Origin of the sequence: Clostridium drakei, assembly GCF_000633595.2 — a bacterium.
GTDB classification, from domain to species: Bacteria; Bacillota; Clostridia; order Clostridiales; family Clostridiaceae; genus Clostridium_AM; species Clostridium_AM drakei.
On the sequence record NZ_JIBU02000009.1, the window covers coordinates 85,121 to 104,892 of the forward strand.

At 30.3% G+C, this 19,772-nt stretch carries 19 protein-coding genes; 18 read left to right on the plus strand and 1 reads right to left on the minus strand.

Annotation, left to right across the window (positions count from 1 at the left end):
• Positions 1-8 precede the first annotated feature (8 nt).
• From EG57_RS0205405 to EG57_RS0205480, 17 genes are all read left to right on the plus strand, one after another.
• A complete protein-coding gene (locus tag EG57_RS0205405; RefSeq protein ID WP_032076260.1) occupies positions 9-1,184 on the plus strand; it encodes a serine-tRNA(Ala) deacylase AlaX in 1,176 nt (391 codons plus the stop codon).
• 73 nt (positions 1,185-1,257) lie between these two features.
• On the plus strand, positions 1,258-1,851 hold the full coding sequence (locus EG57_RS0205410; protein ID WP_032076261.1) for a molybdenum cofactor guanylyltransferase: 594 nt from the start codon (positions 1,258-1,260) through the stop codon (positions 1,849-1,851).
• A gap of 264 nt (positions 1,852-2,115) precedes the next feature.
• Positions 2,116-2,817 (plus strand): FadR/GntR family transcriptional regulator, encoded by a 702-nt coding sequence (locus EG57_RS0205415; RefSeq protein WP_032076262.1) that lies wholly within the window; start codon positions 2,116-2,118, stop codon positions 2,815-2,817.
• A 256-nt stretch (positions 2,818-3,073) separates the two neighbouring features.
• Positions 3,074-3,907: a transketolase gene (locus EG57_RS0205420; protein WP_032076263.1), complete on the plus strand. Its 834-nt coding sequence runs from the start codon at positions 3,074-3,076 to the stop codon at positions 3,905-3,907.
• Positions 3,907-4,839, plus strand: coding sequence for a transketolase family protein (locus EG57_RS0205425; RefSeq protein ID WP_032076264.1), 933 nt, complete (start codon positions 3,907-3,909; stop codon positions 4,837-4,839). The genes EG57_RS0205420 and EG57_RS0205425 overlap by 1 nt, the downstream gene beginning before the upstream one ends.
• A gap of 115 nt (positions 4,840-4,954) precedes the next feature.
• Positions 4,955-5,713 (plus strand): SDR family NAD(P)-dependent oxidoreductase, encoded by a 759-nt coding sequence (locus EG57_RS0205430; RefSeq protein ID WP_032076265.1) that lies wholly within the window; start codon positions 4,955-4,957, stop codon positions 5,711-5,713.
• Positions 5,714-6,036: 323 nt separating this feature from the next.
• Positions 6,037-7,365 carry an MFS transporter gene (locus EG57_RS0205435; RefSeq protein ID WP_032076266.1) on the plus strand — a complete coding sequence of 443 codons (1,329 nt, stop codon included), beginning with the start codon at positions 6,037-6,039 and terminating at the stop codon, positions 7,363-7,365.
• Between the two features lie 284 nt (positions 7,366-7,649).
• Complete coding sequence (gene fba, locus EG57_RS0205440) at positions 7,650-8,579, plus strand: class II fructose-1,6-bisphosphate aldolase (RefSeq protein WP_032076305.1); 930 nt, start codon at positions 7,650-7,652, stop codon at positions 8,577-8,579.
• A 249-nt stretch (positions 8,580-8,828) separates the two neighbouring features.
• On the plus strand, positions 8,829-9,365 hold the full coding sequence (locus tag EG57_RS0205445) for a flavin reductase (protein ID WP_032076267.1): 537 nt from the start codon (positions 8,829-8,831) through the stop codon (positions 9,363-9,365).
• 124 nt (positions 9,366-9,489) lie between these two features.
• Positions 9,490-9,939 carry a ribose 5-phosphate isomerase B gene (rpiB, locus tag EG57_RS0205450; protein WP_200880532.1) on the plus strand — a complete coding sequence of 150 codons (450 nt, stop codon included), beginning with the start codon at positions 9,490-9,492 and terminating at the stop codon, positions 9,937-9,939.
• Positions 9,940-9,986: 47 nt separating this feature from the next.
• Entirely contained in the window at positions 9,987-10,940 is a 954-nt protein-coding gene (gene pfkA / locus EG57_RS0205455; RefSeq protein ID WP_032076269.1) for a 6-phosphofructokinase, read from the plus strand.
• Positions 10,941-11,196: 256 nt separating this feature from the next.
• On the plus strand, positions 11,197-11,532 hold the full coding sequence (locus tag EG57_RS0205460) for a hypothetical protein (protein WP_052037749.1): 336 nt from the start codon (positions 11,197-11,199) through the stop codon (positions 11,530-11,532).
• On the plus strand, positions 11,523-11,651 hold the full coding sequence (locus EG57_RS27440) for a polysaccharide deacetylase family protein (RefSeq protein ID WP_108849500.1): 129 nt from the start codon (positions 11,523-11,525) through the stop codon (positions 11,649-11,651). The genes EG57_RS0205460 and EG57_RS27440 overlap by 10 nt, the downstream gene beginning before the upstream one ends.
• Before the next feature lie 127 nt (positions 11,652-11,778).
• Positions 11,779-12,336, plus strand: coding sequence for a class I SAM-dependent methyltransferase (locus tag EG57_RS0205465; RefSeq protein ID WP_032076270.1), 558 nt, complete (start codon positions 11,779-11,781; stop codon positions 12,334-12,336).
• A 240-nt stretch (positions 12,337-12,576) separates the two neighbouring features.
• Entirely contained in the window at positions 12,577-13,260 is a 684-nt protein-coding gene (locus tag EG57_RS0205470) for a response regulator transcription factor (RefSeq protein ID WP_029163369.1), read from the plus strand.
• Entirely contained in the window at positions 13,257-14,345 is a 1,089-nt protein-coding gene (locus EG57_RS0205475) for a HAMP domain-containing sensor histidine kinase (protein ID WP_032076271.1), read from the plus strand. Before EG57_RS0205470 ends, EG57_RS0205475 begins: the two co-directional genes overlap by 4 nt.
• A gap of 96 nt (positions 14,346-14,441) precedes the next feature.
• The gene (locus tag EG57_RS0205480) at positions 14,442-15,071 is read left to right on the plus strand and encodes a TVP38/TMEM64 family protein (RefSeq protein ID WP_032076272.1); all 630 of its coding nucleotides are present in this window, start codon (positions 14,442-14,444) and stop codon (positions 15,069-15,071) included.
• A 454-nt stretch (positions 15,072-15,525) separates the two neighbouring features.
• On the opposite strand, the gene EG57_RS0205485 is transcribed toward EG57_RS0205480, so the two are convergent.
• Positions 15,526-17,043, minus strand: a complete 1,518-nt coding sequence (locus tag EG57_RS0205485) for an arylsulfotransferase family protein (RefSeq protein ID WP_341350103.1) — start codon at positions 17,041-17,043, stop codon at positions 15,526-15,528.
• Positions 17,044-17,569: 526 nt separating this feature from the next.
• Between EG57_RS0205485 and EG57_RS0205490 the strand changes: the two genes are divergently transcribed.
• Positions 17,570-19,765, plus strand: coding sequence for a DNA topoisomerase III (locus tag EG57_RS0205490; RefSeq protein ID WP_032076274.1), 2,196 nt, complete (start codon positions 17,570-17,572; stop codon positions 19,763-19,765).
• Positions 19,766-19,772 lie beyond the last annotated feature (7 nt).

The following is a 19,772-nucleotide window of genomic DNA, read 5'->3' on the forward strand; positions in this document are numbered from 1 at the left end:
TGTTTAGTTTGACAGAAAAACTATATTATAAGGATGCTTATATAACAGAGAGTGAAGCAAATGTTTTAGATATAATAGAAGAGGATGGAAAGGTACTTGTTGTACTAGATAAAACACCATTTTATCCAGAGGGAGGAGGACAGCCTTCAGATACTGGAACAATAGATGGAATAAAAGTAAGTTATGTTTCAGAAAAAGGTGATATAATATATCATCATATGGATAAAGCACCAGAAAATAAGAAGGTAAAATGCTCAATAGATTTTGAAAGACGTTTTGACCATATGCAGCAGCATTCAGGGGAACATTTACTTTCAGGAGCTATTTATAAGCTTTATGGTGGAAACAATAAAGGATTCCATTTAGGAGAAGAATATGTAACTGTAGATATAGATATAGATCCTTTTACTGAAGATATGGTTAAAAAGGTAGAAGATGAAGTAAATGAGTACATATATGCAAATAGAAGCTTTGATACATATATAGTTACTAAGGATGAAGTGGATAAAGTACCTGCAAGAAAAAAGATAAATGTAGATGAGGATATAAGAATAGTAGAAGCAAAAGATATGGACTGCTGCCCTTGCTGCGGTACACATGTTAAAACTACTAGTGAAGTAGGTATAGTAAAGATTTTAAAAGCTGAGAGATATAAAGGAATGACTAGAATTTATATTAAATGTGGAAAGAGAGCTTTTAAGGATTTTCAAGTAAAACATGATATTATAACAAGTTTAAATAAAGTTCTATCTGTAGATGAAAATGGAATATTGGATAGAGTTAATAAACAGTTTGAAGAAATAGAGAGTTTAAAAAGAGAATTTAGCAGATTAAAAAGTACTATAGCAGGAATTGAAGCAGAAAGTATAATTAAAAATGCAAAATCTAAACTTATATCTATACAATTTGAGGATAAGAACTTTGAAGATATACAATTAATAGGTTCTATACTTGAGAATAAAGGTTACATAGTTATTTTTGCATCATTAGAGGACAAAAAAATATTATTCCTAAATAATACAGATATAGATATAAGCTGTGGAAAATTATTTAAAGAACATATAAGAGAATTTAATGGAAAAGGCGGCGGAAAAGATAAGAGAGCTCAAGGAACCTTCGATAATAAAGAAGACCTTACTAAGTTCTGTGAGTTATTATCTGCCACTGTAAGAGAAAAACTTTAAAAAAGGCTTTAAAAAAACAGTAGTATATGCTACTGTTTTTTATATGGGACTTTTGCATTAAGGGGGAATTTTAATGAAGAAGGTTGGAACTGCTGTTATACTTTGTGGGGGTAAAAGCAGTAGAATGGGTTTTGATAAGAGTAAGATAGAAATAAAAGGCAAATATTTATTGGAGCTTACCGCTGAAAAATTAGAAACTGTCTTTGATGAAGTAATATTAGTAGCTGAAAAAAAGGATAAATTTAAGGAATTAAAATATACAGTAATAGAAGACTTAAAAAAAGAGTATGGTCCAGCAGGTGGAATATATACAGGGCTAAAAGATGCTAATTCTAAGTATGTTTTCTTCATGGCTTGCGATATGCCTGTAGTGAATATAGAATATATAAAGTATATGATGAAAATAGCTGAAGAAGATAACTGTCAGTGTGTTGTTCCTAAAAATGGGAAATGGGTGGAGCCAATGTATGCTTTTTATTCTAAAGATTTAATAGAAGATTTTCAAAAGGGAATAGATAACAATGATCTAGTTCTTTATGATATAATAAAAAATTCAAAGATTCATTATATTCCAGAAGAGGTTACAAGAAGTTATAGCAAGGATTTGGAGATGTTTGTGAATTTAAATTATGTTAAAGATTTAGAGGTTTTAAAGAAGTTGTACTAGATTATATAATTTTACATAATCTAAGAATAATATTAATTAAATTATTTAAAAATTTCAGATAACAAGTGCCAGATAAGGATGAGTTTATTGAACTTACATTTTTACAAAAAATTTGTTTAGTAAGTAGACAAGTTGGTAAAAATATAATATACTTTATATTGATGAAAAAGTATGTTAAATAGTTTGCTATATAAAGTTAAAAAATACACAAAGTTATATTTATAATATAAATGAGAATTATAATTTTTCTATGAGGTGATTTCTATGAGCTTTAATCCAGTATCAAGCAAAAAATTATATCTTCAGATTTACAATCAGATTCTTTCACAAATTCAGCTGGGGATATTTAAGATAGGGGACAAATTACCACCAGAAAGGGAATTGTGTGCACAGTTTAATGTAAGTCGTGCACCTGTGAGGCAGGCTTTAAGTGCTTTGGAATTAAATGGATATATTTATTCTCGTCAAGGTGAAGGTGTTTTTGTTATGAGCATTCAGCCAAATACCGGAGACAATAAATCAGATACAATGCTGGAATCGGTGACTCCAGAAGAGATTGTTGAAGCAAGGATGAATATAGAACCTATAATTGCTAAATTTGCAGCGGAAAGGGCTACAGATGAGGAAATTATGAACATACAGAGGATTGAAAATAAGTTCGAAGAAGAAGCAAATGAAGGTATTTATAATCCAGAAACAGATGAAGAATTACATAGTGAAATAGCAAAGGCTTCTCATAATGATTTATTTATCAAATTTACAAATGATATAAATAACGTAATGAGAGAGCAGAAAATGTGGATTTTGCTTCGAGATAGAACTGTTACTAAACCAGAATATAGGAATATCAATGTAAGTGAGCATAAGGCCATTGTCAAATCTATTAAAAGTCGCAATAGTGAAGAAGCAATGAAGGAAATGACTAAACACATGAATAATTTGTATGATAGATATTGGAAAGAATAACAGGTATAATGTACTACCAAATAAAGTGTTTTAAATGAAAAGATACTTTGTTTGGTAGTTTTTTTATATAAAATTATTTCATAGAAATCAGGGAATAGTGAGATTTTATCACTATTTTATTTTTTGAAATTTAAGAAAAAAGAAAAAAGTTTTAAAATTTATTATTGACAAAAGTTGAATTCAAAGTATAATGAAAATATAAGGTAACTTAGTAGACAAGTACACAAGTAGATAAATATTTAACGAGGTGATTTGTATGAAGGATTTAAGTGTTGAAGAATTAAAACAAAAAGCTATTGAACTCAGAAAAACAGCTCTTACTATGATTTATGAAGCAGAATCTGGCCATCCAGGCGGATCATTATCTTCAGCAGATATAGTATCAGCACTTTATTTTAAAGAAATGAATATTGATCCTAAAAATCCTAATTGGGAAGATCGTGATAGATTTATTTTATCTAAAGGTCATGTTTGCCCAATTCAGTACGCTGCATTAGCATTGAAGGAGTTTTTTCCATATGAAACTATACATACATTAAGACAATATGGATCAATCCTTCAAGGACATCCAAATATGAATAAATGTCCAGGGATAGATATATCTACTGGTTCTTTAGGACAAGGACTTTCTGTAGGAGTGGGTATGGCAATTGCTAGCAAACGAGATGAGAAAGATTATAGAGTCTTTGTTATAGTAGGAGATGGAGAAAGCCAGGAAGGACAGATATGGGAAGCAGTTGAAACTGCAGTTAAATATCAATTAGATAATTTAGTTGTATTTATTGATGATAATGGACTTCAATGTGATGGTGCTTGCAAAGATATTATGCCAAATCAAGATATAGAAAAGAAATTTAATGCATTTGGTTTTGAAACAAGAAGAATTAATGGACATTCTATGGAAGAGATAGTTGAAACTTTAGATTATATAAGAGAAGCAAAGAATGGAAAACCTAAATGTATTGTGATGAATACTGTAAAGGGAAAAGGAGTATCATTTATGGAAAATGTAGCTTCATGGCATGGAGTTGCTCCTAATGATGAAGAGTACAAACAAGCTATGAAAGAATTAGAAGGAGGTTTAAAATAATGAGTATGATGAAAAAAGCAACAAGACAAGCTTTTGGAGATGAAATATTAGCATTAGGAAAAAAGAATAAAAACATATATGTTGTTGATATAGATATTGGAAAGTCATGTAAAACTGGAGAATTTTTAAAGCAGTTACCTAATCAACATATAAATGTTGGCATAGCTGAACAAAATGCTTGTGGAGTTGCAGCAGGACTTGCTACAACTGGAAAAATACCATTTGTAAGTACATATGCTATATTTGGATCTTTAAGAATGGGTGAGCAGATAAGACAAGAGGTTTGCTATCCAAACCTAAATGTTAAAATTGCTTGTTCTCATGGTGGACTTACTCCTGCAAATGATGGTGCTAGCCATCAATGTATAGAAGATATGGGAGTTCTTAGAACTTTTCCAAATATGACAGTAGTTATGGGTGCGGATTATTATTCTACTAGAAAGTTAGTGCAGCAAGCAGCAGAAATTAATGGACCTGTATATCTTCGTTTTACAAGAGATGCTATTCCAGTAATATATGACGAAAATGAAGAATTTACAATAGGTAAAGCAAAAAAACTAAAAGATGGAAAAGATATAGCTATTATTGCTAATGGAGATACTGTATATTTAGCATTAGAGGCATCTAAAGAATTAGAAAAGGAAGGAATTTCCGTAAAGTTATTAGACATGCATACAATTAAACCTTTAGATAGAGAAGCAGTACTTGAATGCTTGAATATTGGAAAGATAATTACTGTTGAAGACCATAACATTATAAATGGTTTAGGAAGTGCAGTGTGTGAAGTAGCTGCTGAAGAAGGAAAAGGTAAAGTAGCAAGAATAGGAGTTCAAGATCAATTTGGACAATCTGCACCTTATGAAAAACTTATGGAAATCAATGGGATTACTATAGCTGATATAGTAAAAAAAGCTAAGGAAATGATAAAGTAATTATATTTTAAATAAATTATAGATTACATAGGTTTATATGTAGTCTATGCATAAAATAAATAAAAATTAATCAGTGTACTAATAGGTTCACTGGATATAAAAGGAGAGATAAATTATGTTTGAATTAAGCGGAAAAGTAGCAATAGTAACGGGAGCCGGTTCACAAAAAGGAATAGGACGTATTATAGCACTGACACTTGCAAAGCAAGGAGCTGCAGTTGTTATAGCAGATTTGAATGCTGCAGGAGTAGAGGATACTGTAAAAATTGTTAAGGAAGCTGGTGGAAAAGCATTAGGTATAGCATTAGATGTTACAAGTAAGGAATCAAATGAAGCTATGGTGGAAAAAGTGCTTGCAGAGTATGGAAGAATAGATATTCTTGTAAATAATGCAGGTATCTCGCAGAAAGTTACTGTTGAAGATATGACTTTGGATGACATGAAAAGGATATTCAATGTAAACGTGTTCGGGTTATTCTTATGCACTCAAGCTGTAATGAAAGTAATGAAAAAACAGAAATATGGTAGAATAATAAATCTTTCTTCAGTATCAGGCAAAAGAGGCGGCGGAATATTTGGTGGAGCACACTATTCAGCATCAAAGGCTGCAGTATTAGGATTTTCCAAAAACCTTGCTCGTGAAGTAGCACTTGATGGAATAACAGTAAACAGTGTAGCACCAGGACTTATTAATACAGAGATATGGAAATCGCTTCCGAAGGAACAAGCTAATGGGATTATCGCAAATATACCTATAGGAAGACCAGGAGAAACTGAAGAAATTGCAGCAACAGTTGCTTTCCTTGCTTCAGAAGAAGCTTCATATATAACAGGCGAGGATATAGACATCAATGGTGGACAACACATGGATTAATCCATAAACTCTCTTATGATATTATAATATAGGGTATCTAGTTAAAAGTTAAGATATCCTATATTATAAGAGTAGCTTTTTATTGAATTTATATTTTTATATTAAAATAATAAAAACAATTTTCAGAATTATTTTTAAAATGGAATAGTAATCGTTTTCTAAAAATAAAAAATGCAGTAATTGTATAGTTTTAAATATTCAAAATTGACTTGACGCAATGATAAATATAATACATTCAGTTACAGTAATAAATAATTAAAACACTTTATTAAAAATTAAGAAAAGTTATAAAATTAATATTAAAATTATTTGGAGGTAGAATTATGGATGTAAAACAAATTGAGGCTTCGACGGTGAAAAAAGTTACTTTAAGACTAATTCCATTTCTGTTCATATGTTTCGCAATAGCAATAATGGATAGGGTAAACATCGGATTTGCTGCATTGACAATGAATTCAGATCTTGGTTTTTCCAGTGCTGTTTTTGGATTTGGTGCTGGAATATTCTTCATCGGATACTTCATATTTGAGGTACCAGGAAGTGCAATGATGACTAAATGGGGAGCAAGAAAATGGATTGCAAGGATAATGATTTCCTGGGCATTTATTGCAGTAGCTATGGCTTTTATAAAAACTCCAATACAATTTTATATAGTTAGATTTTTTTTAGGAGCAATGGAAGCTAGTTTCTATCCATGTATGGTATGGTATTTAAGTAATTTTTATCAGAGTAAGAATCATGCCAAAGCTATAGCTGGATTCATGCTTGCAATACCAGCAGCTAATGCAATAGGTTCTCCAATTGCAACTGTACTATTAGGGGCAAATATATTTGGACTATCAGGATGGCAAAGTCTATTTATATTGGAAGGTATACCATGTTTGATTTTAGGTATAATTTGCTTAACTTATCTTGATGACAAAATTGAAGATGTAAAGTGGTTGACAAAAGAAGAATTAACTTGGCTTATAGATGTTACAACGGAAGAAAAACTTCATAAAGAAAAAGTAAAACATTATACGTTTGTTGATGCTTTAAAGGATAGAGATGTTTTGGTAATGTCTTTTGGTTATTTTTGCTGGATGACGGGTTACTATGGAATAAACATGTTTCTTCCAACTATCACTAAAGGAATGGCTAAATCATTCAATTTAAGTACTATGGGTTTAGGATGGCTTGTAGGAGGCATGTATCTTTGTGCTATGGTTGTTATGTATCTAGTTGGTAATCATTCTGATAAGACTAATGAAAGACGTTTTCATGTTTTTGCATGTTTAGGTATAAGTGCAATTGCGATGTTGATAAGCATTTATGTTGCAAAAACAAGTGTAGTAGGAGCTTTTGTGGCATTAACTATCTCTGTATGTGGAGCATTTGGTTCATATTCACCATTCTGGTCGATTCCACCTTCATTCTTAACTGGTGCTGCTTCAGCAGGTGCGATAGCTCTTATAAACAGTATAGGTAATCTTGGAGGATTCTTTGGACCTTACGTTGTTGGATATATCAAAGATATAACAGGTTCATTCAATGCAAGTATGATATTCCTTGCAGTTGTTTTAGCCTTAGGTGGTATTGTTATTGGATTTATAGTTAGAGTTTCGGGGAAAGTTGTAGTTGTTAATCAAGGAGAAAAAAACAAATTAGGATAAATCTCAAATAGCAAAATAAAATTATGGTATATGATTCGGTATTGTATGTGATTTAGTTGGTAATGGTGAGATAATTCTACCCCTGAAATAAAATTGAAAGATATATCAATAAAGGTAAAAGTGAAAATATAATAATGACTGAAAGAATGTATTACATATAAGAACTTTGAAAATATATACAAGAAAAGATGGATATCACTGTAAGAAGTATTGTTTTGTGATATATGCAAAGAGGCGGTGAAATATCAGCTTTTGATAGAATTACAAAGAAAGGCGGTATTGTTATGGCATTAGTTACTACAAAGGAAATGTTTGAAAAAGCTTACAAGGGTAAGTATGCTATAGGAGCTTTTAATGTTAATAATATGGAAATAGTGCAAGGAATTGTGGAAGGAGCAAGGGCACAAAAATCACCTGTGATTCTTCAGGTTTCAAAAGGAGCATTGGAATATGCAGGACCTAAATATTTGAAAGCTATGGTGGATGCTGTTGTAGCGGATGCGGGTATAGATATTGCTTTTCACCTAGACCACGGGCCAGATATAGATACAATCAAAATATGCGTAGAAAATGGATTTACATCTGTAATGTTTGATGGTTCTCATTATGATTATAAGGAAAATGTAAGGAAGACTAGAGAGGTTGTTGAATATGCTCATGCTCACGGTGTAGTTGTGGAAGCTGAACTGGGAGTACTTGCTGGAGTAGAGGATGATGTTAAGAGTGATATGAATATTTACACTGATCCTGACCAAGCTGTAGAATTTGTTAACATTACAGGAGTTGACTCACTAGCTATAGCTATAGGAACATCACATGGAGCTTTCAAATTTCCAATGGACTTTAAGCCAGAATTGAGATTTGATATATTGGAAGAAATCCAAAGAAAATTACCAGGATTTCCAATAGTTCTTCATGGAGCTTCAGCTGTTGATCCAGATACAATTGAAATCTGCAATAAGTATGGTGCAAAAATAGCTGGTGCAAAGGGAATTCCTGTAGATATGTTAAGAAAAGCATCTTTACTAGCTGTATGCAAAATTAATATGGATACAGATTTAAGGCTTGCAATGACTGCAGGTATAAGAAAAGTTTTTGCAGAAAACCCATCTGAAATAGATCCAAGAAAGTATTTGGGTGAAGGAAGAAAGCTAATAAGAGAATTAGTAGAGAAAAAAATAGTTGATGTACTTGGATCAGACAATACATTATAAGTTTTCTTATATTGTAAATATTATAACTTAATTTACAGAAATTTAGATTTCTAATTCCAGTAAAAATTTAATTTTTGCTGGAATTATATATTTTTCACCTTGAATGGTAATATTTTTAAAATTATTAATAAGCAACATATCATCTTCTAAATTTTCTTGTACATTTAAAAAATGCAATTGCATTGGATTAAGTGAACTTATATACTAATTCATCATAGGTATAAGAAATATTCAGGGAGGATAACATTTATGAAAAAAGAAATACAAATATTTGATTATGCTAACGTGATTATGAATGCGCTTAAAACAGGTGTTTTACTAACAACAAAGGTAGATGATAAAGTTAATTCTATGACTATTTCATGGGGAATGCTAGGAATAGAATGGGGAAAAACAATTTTTAAAGTTTTCGTGAGAGAAAATCGTTTTACAAGACATCAACTTGAAAAGAATCCTGAGTTTACCATAAACGTACCATTTGGCGAATTTGATAAAAGAATATTAGGAGTTTGTGGTACAAAATCTGGTGGTTTAAGTGATAAAATCAAGGAACTAAACTTAACACTGGAATCACCTAATAGCGTTTCAGTTCCTGCTATTAAGGAGTTTCCACTTACACTTGAGTGTAGGATTATATATAAACAAAAACAAGATAAGGATGAGATTCAAGAAGAAAATAGAAATAAATTTTATCCGCAAAATGTGGAAAGCTCATTTCATGGTGCGAATAGGGACTTTCACACAGCTTACTATGGAGAAATTATAAGTGCATACATAATTCAATGACATAATAATACAACTAGTTTAGCTTTAAATTTAAAAAATGAGGGTATAGTTTTTAATGAAATTGATAAGCGCAAGCTAGCAAGTATATGATTTATTATAATATAAAATGTAATGGTGGTGAAGAATTATGATTTCAATAGGCTGTGATCATGGAGGTTATGAATTAAAAGAAGTAATTAAAAAAAGTTTTGAAGAAAAAGGAATTAAATATAGAGACTATGGTACATATTCTAAAGAATCAGTAGATTATCCCAAGTATGCTTTGGCAGTTGCCGAAAGTGTGGCAAATGAAGAGGGTGAATGTGGAATTATTTGTTGTGGTACAGGAATTGGAGTTTCTATTGCAGCAAATAAGGTACCTGGTGTGAGAGCTGCTGCAGTAGCTGATGTATTTAGTGCTAGAGCTACAAAACAACATAATAATGCCAATGTACTTTGTCTAGGACAAAGGGTTATAGGTGAAGGGTTAGCATTGCTAATAGTAGATGAGTGGTTAAATACTAAATTTGAAGGTGGAAGGCATCAAACGAGAATTAATCTTATAAGCAAGATGGAAGAAAAATATTGTAAATAGTTATTTTGAAATATAATAAATACATCACATGATGGAGGTTAACACTGATGAGAGTAGGGGTCTTAACAAGTGGAGGAGATGCTCCAGGAATGAACGCTGCTATAATGGCAGTAGTAAAAGCAGCAAATTATTATGATATAGAAGTAATTGGAATAAAACATGGATATCAAGGGTTGATGAATGGTGATATGCATAGATTAACTTCTTCTGATGTAGAAAATATTGCAGATAAAGGAGGAACTATATTAAAGACTGCTAGGTGTATGGAATTTATGGAGGACTTAGGAATAAAAAAAGCTGTAGAAGTACTAAAGAATCTCGATATAAATTCTTTAATTGTAATAGGAGGTGAAGGATCCTTTAAAGGTGCAGATAGATTACATAAGTTAGGCGTTAATGTTATTGGAATACCTGGTACTATAGATAATGACTTAAAATATACTGATTATTGTATAGGATTTGATACCACCTTAAACACTGTCTTAGAGTGTATTGGCAAAATAAAAGATACAGATTATTCACATGACAAAACCACTATTGTTGAAGTTATGGGAAGATATTGTGGAGATTTAGCTTTATATTCGGCCTTAGCAGGTGGTGGGGAAATAATATCAACTCCAGAAAAGAAATTAGATTTTGATACTATATGCTCAAAACTAAGCTTAAGGATGAATAGTGGAAAAAATGATAATATAATTATAATAACAGAAAGAATGTACGATTTACAGGAGCTTCAAAGATATATTGAGGAAAAATTAAAGACTAGTGTAAGAACTACTATATTAGGTTTTATACAAAGAGGAGGAAATCCATCAGGATTTGACAGGGTATTGGCAAGCAAAATGGGAATAAAAGCGGTAGATTTATTAAACAATGGTTATTCAGGACTAGCTGTTGGAGTTAAAAACAATAAAATAATAGATATAGAGTTTGAGGATGTTAATAATGAAATAGTTGATAAGCAGGATAGTTATGATATGTTAGATATACTTCTTCATTAATTCTAATGATTAAAAATTAATATAATAAAAAATAGAACTTGCTAAGGTTTGAATTCTTAGAGGTTCTATTTTTATTTTGGATACATTGAATTCAAGAAAATGATATCTTCTTATGTAGTTTTTTCTTAATAGAAGATTAGGTGAAAATAATGGAAGTAATAAAAATAGTGTCTTTCACAATTTAACCTCATATTATGACGACAGGATTCCAATAATACTTGTATTTACAGTAATTTATTTTGGTAGTTATATATTTTTGATTATTAACTATATAATAATTAGCAATATAAGTAAAGAACATTGTTATAGGTTTTTAATAGCTGATTTACTAGGAAAGTTAATATGTGGAGTTATATACATAAGCTTTCCAACCATAAATGTAAGGCCAGATATTACTACATGTGGGATTTTTATGAATATGATTGAACTTTTATATAAGATAGATGCAGCAGATAATCTTTTACCTTCAATCCATTGTTTAGTTAGTTGGTATCAATATTTTTCTTTAGCTGTAATACCAAATGTATATTATAAAAATTTTTCAAAGAAAATAATAAAAAAGTTCCTAGAAATAAAAAAGTTATTTCTTTAACTTTTGATGATAGACTTGACCCTAAGTATACACTTATGCTTTTAGATGTACTTAGAGCAAATTATATAGAGTGTGCATTTTTTGTTCTATCAGAAAATGCACAAAATAACCTGGCATAAATTGAAATTATAATTTTCATATTATAAAATAAATTGGAAAAATATCGATAATTCTTAATAATTTTTTAGTAAAAGATTAATATTTATATTTTATATTGATCTTATGCTAATGCAGGAGGAAGATAAAATGGAAATTGGTAGATTTATGGAGCAATATATAAAAAATCCAAAAACAGTAGGGGCTATAGCACCAAGTTCAGATAAGTTAGCATGTAGAATGATTGAAGATATTGATTTTTTAAATGCTACTTACATTGTTGAATATGGACCAGGTACAGGTGTTTTCACAGAAAAAATATTAGATAAGAAGAAGGATAGCACTATATTTATAGCCATAGAATATAATATGGATTTTTACAATATCCTAAAAGATAAGTTTAGAGATAGAACAAACTTCATACTTGTAAATGATTCAGCAGAGAACTTAAAAAAATATTTACATAAGTATAATATTGATAAATTGGACTATATAGTTTCGGGACTTCCATTTGCAAGTTTACCACAGGACATGAGCAAAAAAATATTATCAGTTACAAAAGAAATATTAAAAGACAAAGGAGAATTTATAACTTTTCAGTACACTTTGTTTAAAATGAAGCTTTTTAGAAAACATTTTGATAGAATTAAAACAAAAAAGGTACTCTTAAACCTGCCACCAGCTTATGTTTTGAAGTGTAAAAACTAGGTGAAATAACATTAGACTGTTGATTTCAAGGCCTAAATCCTATTCTTTTCCTTAAGGACATACATTATGCTCAAAATTAATAATAATATTATTACAATTAGGATATATACAAAAAATTCCTTTGTTCACTAGATTATATTAATGCAATAGTATATGATTATATTAAAATTGTGTTCTTTAGATAGAAAATTTATTGATTATTTTAATAAGGACAATTAGTCCTGAAAAAGGAAGGTTTGTATGGAGACGAATATTTTAGTTGTAGATGATGATAAGAGCATTCGAAATTTAATAAAGGTTTATCTTGAAAATGAGGGATACAACATTATGGAAGCTTCTAATGGAGCTGAAGCTTTAGTTATGATTAATGAAAATAATTTTGATTTAGTTATTTTAGATATTATGATGCCAATTTTAGATGGCATAAGTGCTTGCATAAAAATTAGAGAAACTTATAATATGCCTATAATATTTTTATCAGCAAAGGATGAGGAAATAGATAAAATACAGGGGTTAACAGTAGGTGCTGACGATTATGTGTCTAAACCTTTTGGTTCTATGGAGCTTATAGCCAGAGTAAAAGCTCAACTTAGAAGGTATAAAAGATTTAATGCAGAACCTCAAAACAGCAGTACACTTACCATTGATGATTTAACCATTAACTTTGATACCCATGAAGTTACGGTAAGAGGTGATAAAGTTAAGCTTACACCAAAGGAGTTTGATATATTAGAATGTTTAGCTAAAAACAGAGGCATGGTATTTTCAGTTCAGAAATTATATGAAGTTATTTGGAAAGAGGAGTTTGTGGTATCAGATACTTCTATTGTGGTTCATATAACAAATCTTAGACAAAAAATTGAAGTTGATCCTAAGAAACCTAAGTATGTGAAGACAGTTTGGGGAGTTGGATATAAGATATGAAGAAAGGAAGAATCAATAAAATAGGAGTCAAATTACTGATTTTGATTCCAATCGATATTATAGTAACTTTTTATGCTTGTGCATTTTTGGTGAGTATGATGAATAAGATTTTTGGGTTAGGTCCTTATTATTATGAAAAATATGCAGTATATTTAGCGTTTGTATTTTTTTTATTAGTATTAATAATTTTTATATCTATTTTTCTAGCTGCAATTAATGGAAGAATCAAATATTTAAATTATATTAGCAAAAGCGTTACCAATATAAAAACAGAAAAATATTTAAATCCTATAGATATAAAAGGCAGCGATGAATTTGCTCAATTAGCTAAGGATATAAATACCATGTCTGAAAGGCTTAAAGAAAATTATGAAAAAGAAAAAAAGCAGGAAGAAGCTAAAAATGAATTAATCGTTGCTGTTTCACATGATTTAAAGACTCCTTTAACATCTATAATTGGATATTTGGAACTTCTTGATAAGGGCAAGGAAGTTTTATCAAAAGATCAACAGGGGTTTTTAGAAGTAGCTTATAAAAAAAGTACGGATTTAAAAAAATTAATTGAAGAGCTTTTTGAGTATACAAAGCTTTCAAATAACTATACTAAATTAGATAAGGTTCCATTTAACATAGCTGTTTTAGTAAATCAGATAGTGGGAGAGAATATATTATTTCTATCTGAAAAGAACATAGAAGTTAAAATTGAATGCACTAAAAATGAGCTGATGTGTGAAATTGATATGCAAAAATTTATTAGAGTTATTGAAAACTTAGTAAAAAATGCGGAAAAATATAGTTATAGAAACTCAACTTTTATAATTAGAATGTGGGAAGAGGATATGAATGTTAAACTTTCCTTTATTAATGAAGGTGACAATATTAGTGAAGAAGATTTGACAAAAATATTTGATGAAATGTATAGAATAGACAAATCTAGAAATGCTGAAATAGAAGGTTCTGGACTAGGGCTTGCTATTTCAAAGAAAATTATAGAACTTCATGAAGGAAGGATTTGGGCAGAGTGTAATGGTAATGTAATTAGTTTTAATATTGTATTACCTAAGAAAAATCTTAATAATTCTTAATGTTTTTCTCCATCTTTATTTAATAAATAGTATATATAATAAGTTTCATAGTTAGAAAAGCTATGAAATTTTAAATATAAAAATAGAGGTGGAATAATGAATAAGTTATTTAAAGGTATGATCTTTTTATGTTGGATAGCAATCCTAGGTGTATTTTTTAAATATCAATTATATATTGATGGAGCAAGCAAAATTACTAGTTTTTTACAAGCATATCCTAAGTACAGTACGTTATTGTTCTTAACAATTGCTTCACTTAGAATTTTTACTCTAGTTCCTTGTACCGTTTTTATTATAAGTGCAGGAATACTATTTAATCCAGTTGAAGCATTTATTTTAGTTACCATAGCAAATTTATTAAGTGAGATTTTCTTGTTTTTATTTGTTAAGGCAACAATTGGTATGGGATATCAAGAAAAGATAATCAATAAATATCCCAAAATATACTCATTAATCCAAAATAATAATGTTAAAATCCTGGCTTTAGGAGTTTCATCTCCTATAGTACCATCAGATGTAGTATGTTTCTTTTCTGTGTTAACTGGGATGTCTTTTGTTAAGTATGTTTTAACTATATTTATAGCTGATACTCCAGTTATTCTTCTATATACCTTTTTAGGGATAAGCATGAAGTATTCTCTATATGTATTTATCATTACACTAATTATTATAGTTTCAATGAGCTATGTGAATTATAGAAAATGGAATAGTCAAGTTAATTTGTAAAATATAGGATGGATATTATATGGAGCCTATTTATATAATAACAATATCTATAGTAGGCTTTGAATTTGAAACTTTACTATCCTTTATTCATATATGCATTTTGAAATACATTCTTCTACTTTAATTACTGGCATTTTCTTTTTTTCGCCTTGAGAATAGCTGCTTTCAATGAACTTTTTGGAAAAATAATTATAAAAATTACTCTTAAAGTTACAACAATAGGGGATATTTTATTAAAAATACTTTCTTGGACAGTATGGTAAAATCAAATCAAATTATGGATTTTTGGATATAAAAAATAAATATCCACTAATTTAGTTGGTGGATATTTATTGAAAATTTTAACTAAAGACAATGTAAAGCCTATGGCTTTTTTATTTTTTATAGCAAATAAGACTGGCAGAGTACTAAATTAACCAGCACCAGCTTAAATAAAGAAGTTAGTACAAAATTATTATTTCATTTTCACATGAACGATTCGAGAGGTACCAATGACTTTACCACATGAATTTAATGCATTTACTTGAAAATATGGTCCACATGAATTAACATTAATTTTAGTTTCAAATCCAATGCGTGGAGTACTAATTATTACCACTGACAATCTATTGTGCGATGGTCCTGCTAGTACTTGCCAAGCAACAGTTTCAGTTGAACCGTTCCATGATGCATAAACAATTGCAGATTTACAAAATAAATCTACAGCAATACTAGGCGGATAAAGCGGCAAACCTATCCATTTATTCTTAAATGCTCTATATGACAAATTTGTACTAGGAAACTGCATGTCATATAAAAAATTTAATGAGGGATCTTTCTTAGTATTGCCATCATTTTTAAATTCAGAAAGATATGGTTCCTGTCCCCATCCAATGAATTGATTTCTATTAGATAATTTTTGAACATTTCCTTGACTTGGAACATATAGTGCTGGATTATGATAGTACGTTTTATATACATTTGCAGTCATGGTTTTGAAATTAAGTCGAAGTATTAAACCATGTGCTTGACACTGAGGTGGAGAGCTTGAAGAAGCACAACAAGCATCATCAAACAAGCTTATTTTATTTCCAGATCTATGACGTGCATCATGTTGCCAAGAAAATGTAGCATTTCGACCAAAAGTAAAATTACTTTGTTTTCCACCAAGTTGCCAAATTATATTTCCTGTTTTTTTATCAATTTTATAAATAGCCCACATATTACGCATGCTAATTAGGAGTGTATTGTTTGAACCTTCTTCAACTGAATTCACGTGGAAACAATCCCAAATATTATTAGAGCTCTTTGCAGATGATGCGGGTAACATCGAGTCGGCAGGATTAACATGGTCAAGTACATTCCAAAAGAAAAGAAGCTTGCCTGTTTGAAGATCAACTTCTTGAATGGAGTAATTATCGAAATATCCATTTGATGGACCTCCATATGGAGTTAGATTTACAGGGACTTGTTTCACAGCAGTGAACAAAGCAGTATTTCGATTTGTAATAGTAAACTCATGAACATCAGCAGTGAACCCTTTTTTGGCAATAACTTTTTTTATCACTTTATAATTCTGATTTATGATTTGAAAATAGGCACCAGGTTCAGGATCTCCTGCTGGAAGATTAGGATTGGCGGACTGAGTTCCTGATATAGTTCCTTGCCACATAGTGAGAATTGGTTTAGATTTATAATATTGTACTCTAAAGTCCGTATTTTGTATATATCTATTACTTAGAGGCTTAAACCAGACTGGATTACCAGCCTGGTCCATGATCAGTGCACCTGTTTGACCGATCATGGTTGCTCCATAAGAAGTATATGGTGCAACGAATATTAAGCCGGAATCTGTTCCTGATCTATTTACATTTATAGTTACCTTCATGGGATGCAATGCAGGGGCTGAAACAAAGCTCCATGCTTGAGAAGTTGAATTATTTATACATGTTTGTGATAGTATTTCAGGTTCAAAGTTATTCATTCTTATCATCTCCTATTATTGTTATCTGTTATAAAAGATAACGTCAAAAGCTAATTGATTATATAATTAAATAAACGACTCAACTCTTCAATATCTTAATACAAGATTGACTTCTAATAGCACTTGAATGGACATACTTAACTAATAATATATTCTATGATATTCTAAATCCAGAAGTTATGTGAATATAATGTAGAATCCCAAATTTTATATACATTAATTCTTACATTTCTTGAATTTAAGAGGATTTTCTAGTATTAAAAATCATTTGAATTGGAATAAAGTAAATTCTTTAAGTTACAGGTATAGATAAAGTTTTTATTAAGAAATCAGCAAAGAAGATCCAAGAACTACCATATAGCTATTCATATATTGAAAGTAAAAGATTAATTAGATAAAATTTCATTTAAATTATGCATACATCTATGATATTACTTTAAAAATGAGTATAATTAATATGTCTATAACTATAAAAACATAAGTTATATTAACTTTGTTTTTTATTGAATTTACTTAAAGAAAGGATTTAAAGTATATGGGAAAAATATTAGTTCTTGCAGAGAAACCATCCGTTGGTAGAGAAATTGCAAGAGTATTGAAATGTGGTAAAAAAGGCAATGGATGCTTGGAAGGAGAAAAATATATTGTAACTTGGGCTTTGGGACATTTAGTTACTTTAGCGGACCCAGAGGCTTATGATGATAAATATAAAACATGGAAGATGGAAGATTTGCCAATGCTTCCTAAATATTTAAAGCTTGTAGTTATAAAACAAACTAGTAAACAATTTAATGCAGTAAAGGAACAGTTAAATAGAAAAGATGTAGTGGAAATAGTCATTGCTACAGATGCTGGAAGAGAAGGAGAATTGGTAGCAAGATGGATAATTGAAAAGGCTAGGATAAATAAGCCTATAAAGAGACTTTGGATTTCTTCTCAAACGGATAAAGCTATTAATGAAGGTTTTAGAAATTTAAAACCTGCAGCACAATATGATAACTTGTATAGAGCAGCGCAAAGTAGGGCAGAAGCAGATTGGATTGTAGGACTTAATGTTACAAGAGCACTTACATGCAAGCATAATGCTCAACTTTCAGCAGGAAGAGTTCAAACTCCAACTTTAGCTATGATTGTTCATAGAGAAGAAGAAATTAAAAACTTTAAACCAAAGGATTACTACAGTATAACAGGAAGTGCTAATGGATACACTCTCCAGTGGCAAGGTGGCAAAGGGCATTTTAATACCTTTGATGAAGATTTTGCAAACAAGATAGTATCAAAGGTTAATAATCAAAATGGAAAAGTGGTTGATGTAACAAAAAGTGATAAGAAAAAGTATGCACCAGCACTTTATGATTTAACAGAGCTTCAAAGGGATGCCAATAGGCTTTTTGGTTTCTCAGCAAAGCAGACACTTTCTATAATGCAAAGATTATATGAAAATTATAAGTTCTTGACTTATCCAAGAACAGATTCAAGATATATTTCAGATGATATAGTACCTACACTGCCAGATAGATTAAAGGCAATATCAGTAGGAAACTATAGTAAATTTGCTATGGAAATTATGAAGGGAAAAATAAGAGCACATAAAGGCTTTGTGGATAATAGTAAGGTTTCAGATCACCATGCTATAATTCCAACAGAAGAAAGAGTTAATCTTTCAAAGTTAAGTAATGAAGAGAGAAAAGTATATGATTTAGTAGTTAAAAGATTTTTAAGTGTATTGCTTCCTCCATTTGAATATGTGCAAACCACTGTAAAGGTAGAGGTTAATGGAGAAAACTTTGTAGCCAGTGGAAAGGTAATTAAATCAAAGGGCTGGAAGGCTGTATATGATAAAGATGAAGACTTTGATGATAATGATGCACATGAAAATGAATTAAAGGAGCAGGTACTTCCACAAATAAATAAGGGAGATAGTATAAAGCTTACAGCAGTTAAGATGCATAAAGGCCAAACTAAACCACCTGCAAGATTTAATGAAGGAACATTGTTGTCTGCTATGGAAAATCCTCAAAAATATATCAATATGAATAAGGAATATGCAAAAACTTTAGGAGAAACAGGTGGACTTGGAACAGTTGCTACAAGAGCAGATATAATTGAAAAGTTATTTAATACTTTTTATATAGAGAAAAAGGGTAAGGAAATAATCCCAACTTCTAAAGGAAAACAGCTTGTAGAATTGGTACCAGAAGATTTAAAATCACCACTTTTAACTGCAAAATGGGAAACTGATTTGGATTTGATAAGTAAGGGAAAATTAAATGATAAAAGCTTCATAGGTAATATGAGAAACTATTCAGTGAAGCTTGTGGATGATGTAAAAGGAAGCCATGATAAGTTTAAACACGATAATTTATCAGGTGCTAAATGTCCCGAGTGTGGCAAATATATGCTTGAGGTAAATGGAAAGCATGGAAGAATGCTTGTATGCCAGGATAGAGCTTGTGGTCATAGAGAAAATTTAGCAAGGTTAACTAATGCTAGATGTCCGAACTGTCACAAAAAACTTGAGCTTAGAGGACATGGAGATGGCCAAATTTATGTTTGTACAACTTGCAGCTTCAGGGAAAAAGCTGCATCTTTCAATAAAAGATTTGACAATAAGGAAGGTAAGAACAGTAAAAGAGATGTGGCAAATTATATGAAGAAGATGAAAAAGGAAAATGAAGCTCCAATGAATTCAGCTTTGGCAGATGCACTAGCTAAATTAAATTTAAAATAAAAAGGAG

What these genes read in the sequence shown, in the direction of transcription:
- EG57_RS0205420 (WP_032076263.1), top strand. Translation starts at nt 3,074, where the DNA reads ATGAAGGATTTAAGTGTTGAAGAATTAAAACAAAAAGCTATTGAACTC.
- EG57_RS0205415 (WP_032076262.1), top strand. Translation starts at nt 2,116, where the DNA reads ATGAGCTTTAATCCAGTATCAAGCAAAAAATTATATCTTCAGATTTAC.
- EG57_RS0205435 (WP_032076266.1), top strand. Translation starts at nt 6,037, where the DNA reads ATGGATGTAAAACAAATTGAGGCTTCGACGGTGAAAAAAGTTACTTTA.
- EG57_RS0205410 (WP_032076261.1), top strand. Translation starts at nt 1,258, where the DNA reads ATGAAGAAGGTTGGAACTGCTGTTATACTTTGTGGGGGTAAAAGCAGT.
- EG57_RS0205470 (WP_029163369.1), top strand. Translation starts at nt 12,577, where the DNA reads ATGGAGACGAATATTTTAGTTGTAGATGATGATAAGAGCATTCGAAAT.
- pfkA (WP_032076269.1), top strand. Translation starts at nt 9,987, where the DNA reads ATGAGAGTAGGGGTCTTAACAAGTGGAGGAGATGCTCCAGGAATGAAC.
- fba (WP_032076305.1), top strand. Translation starts at nt 7,650, where the DNA reads ATGGCATTAGTTACTACAAAGGAAATGTTTGAAAAAGCTTACAAGGGT.
- EG57_RS0205425 (WP_032076264.1), top strand. Translation starts at nt 3,907, where the DNA reads ATGAGTATGATGAAAAAAGCAACAAGACAAGCTTTTGGAGATGAAATA.
- EG57_RS0205465 (WP_032076270.1), top strand. Translation starts at nt 11,779, where the DNA reads ATGGAAATTGGTAGATTTATGGAGCAATATATAAAAAATCCAAAAACA.
- EG57_RS0205430 (WP_032076265.1), top strand. Translation starts at nt 4,955, where the DNA reads ATGTTTGAATTAAGCGGAAAAGTAGCAATAGTAACGGGAGCCGGTTCA.
- EG57_RS0205445 (WP_032076267.1), top strand. Translation starts at nt 8,829, where the DNA reads ATGAAAAAAGAAATACAAATATTTGATTATGCTAACGTGATTATGAAT.
- EG57_RS0205490 (WP_032076274.1), top strand. Translation starts at nt 17,570, where the DNA reads ATGGGAAAAATATTAGTTCTTGCAGAGAAACCATCCGTTGGTAGAGAA.
- EG57_RS0205480 (WP_032076272.1), top strand. Translation starts at nt 14,442, where the DNA reads ATGAATAAGTTATTTAAAGGTATGATCTTTTTATGTTGGATAGCAATC.
- EG57_RS0205475 (WP_032076271.1), top strand. Translation starts at nt 13,257, where the DNA reads ATGAAGAAAGGAAGAATCAATAAAATAGGAGTCAAATTACTGATTTTG.
- EG57_RS0205485 (WP_341350103.1), bottom strand. Translation starts at nt 17,043, where the DNA reads ATGATAAGAATGAATAACTTTGAACCTGAAATACTATCACAAACATGT.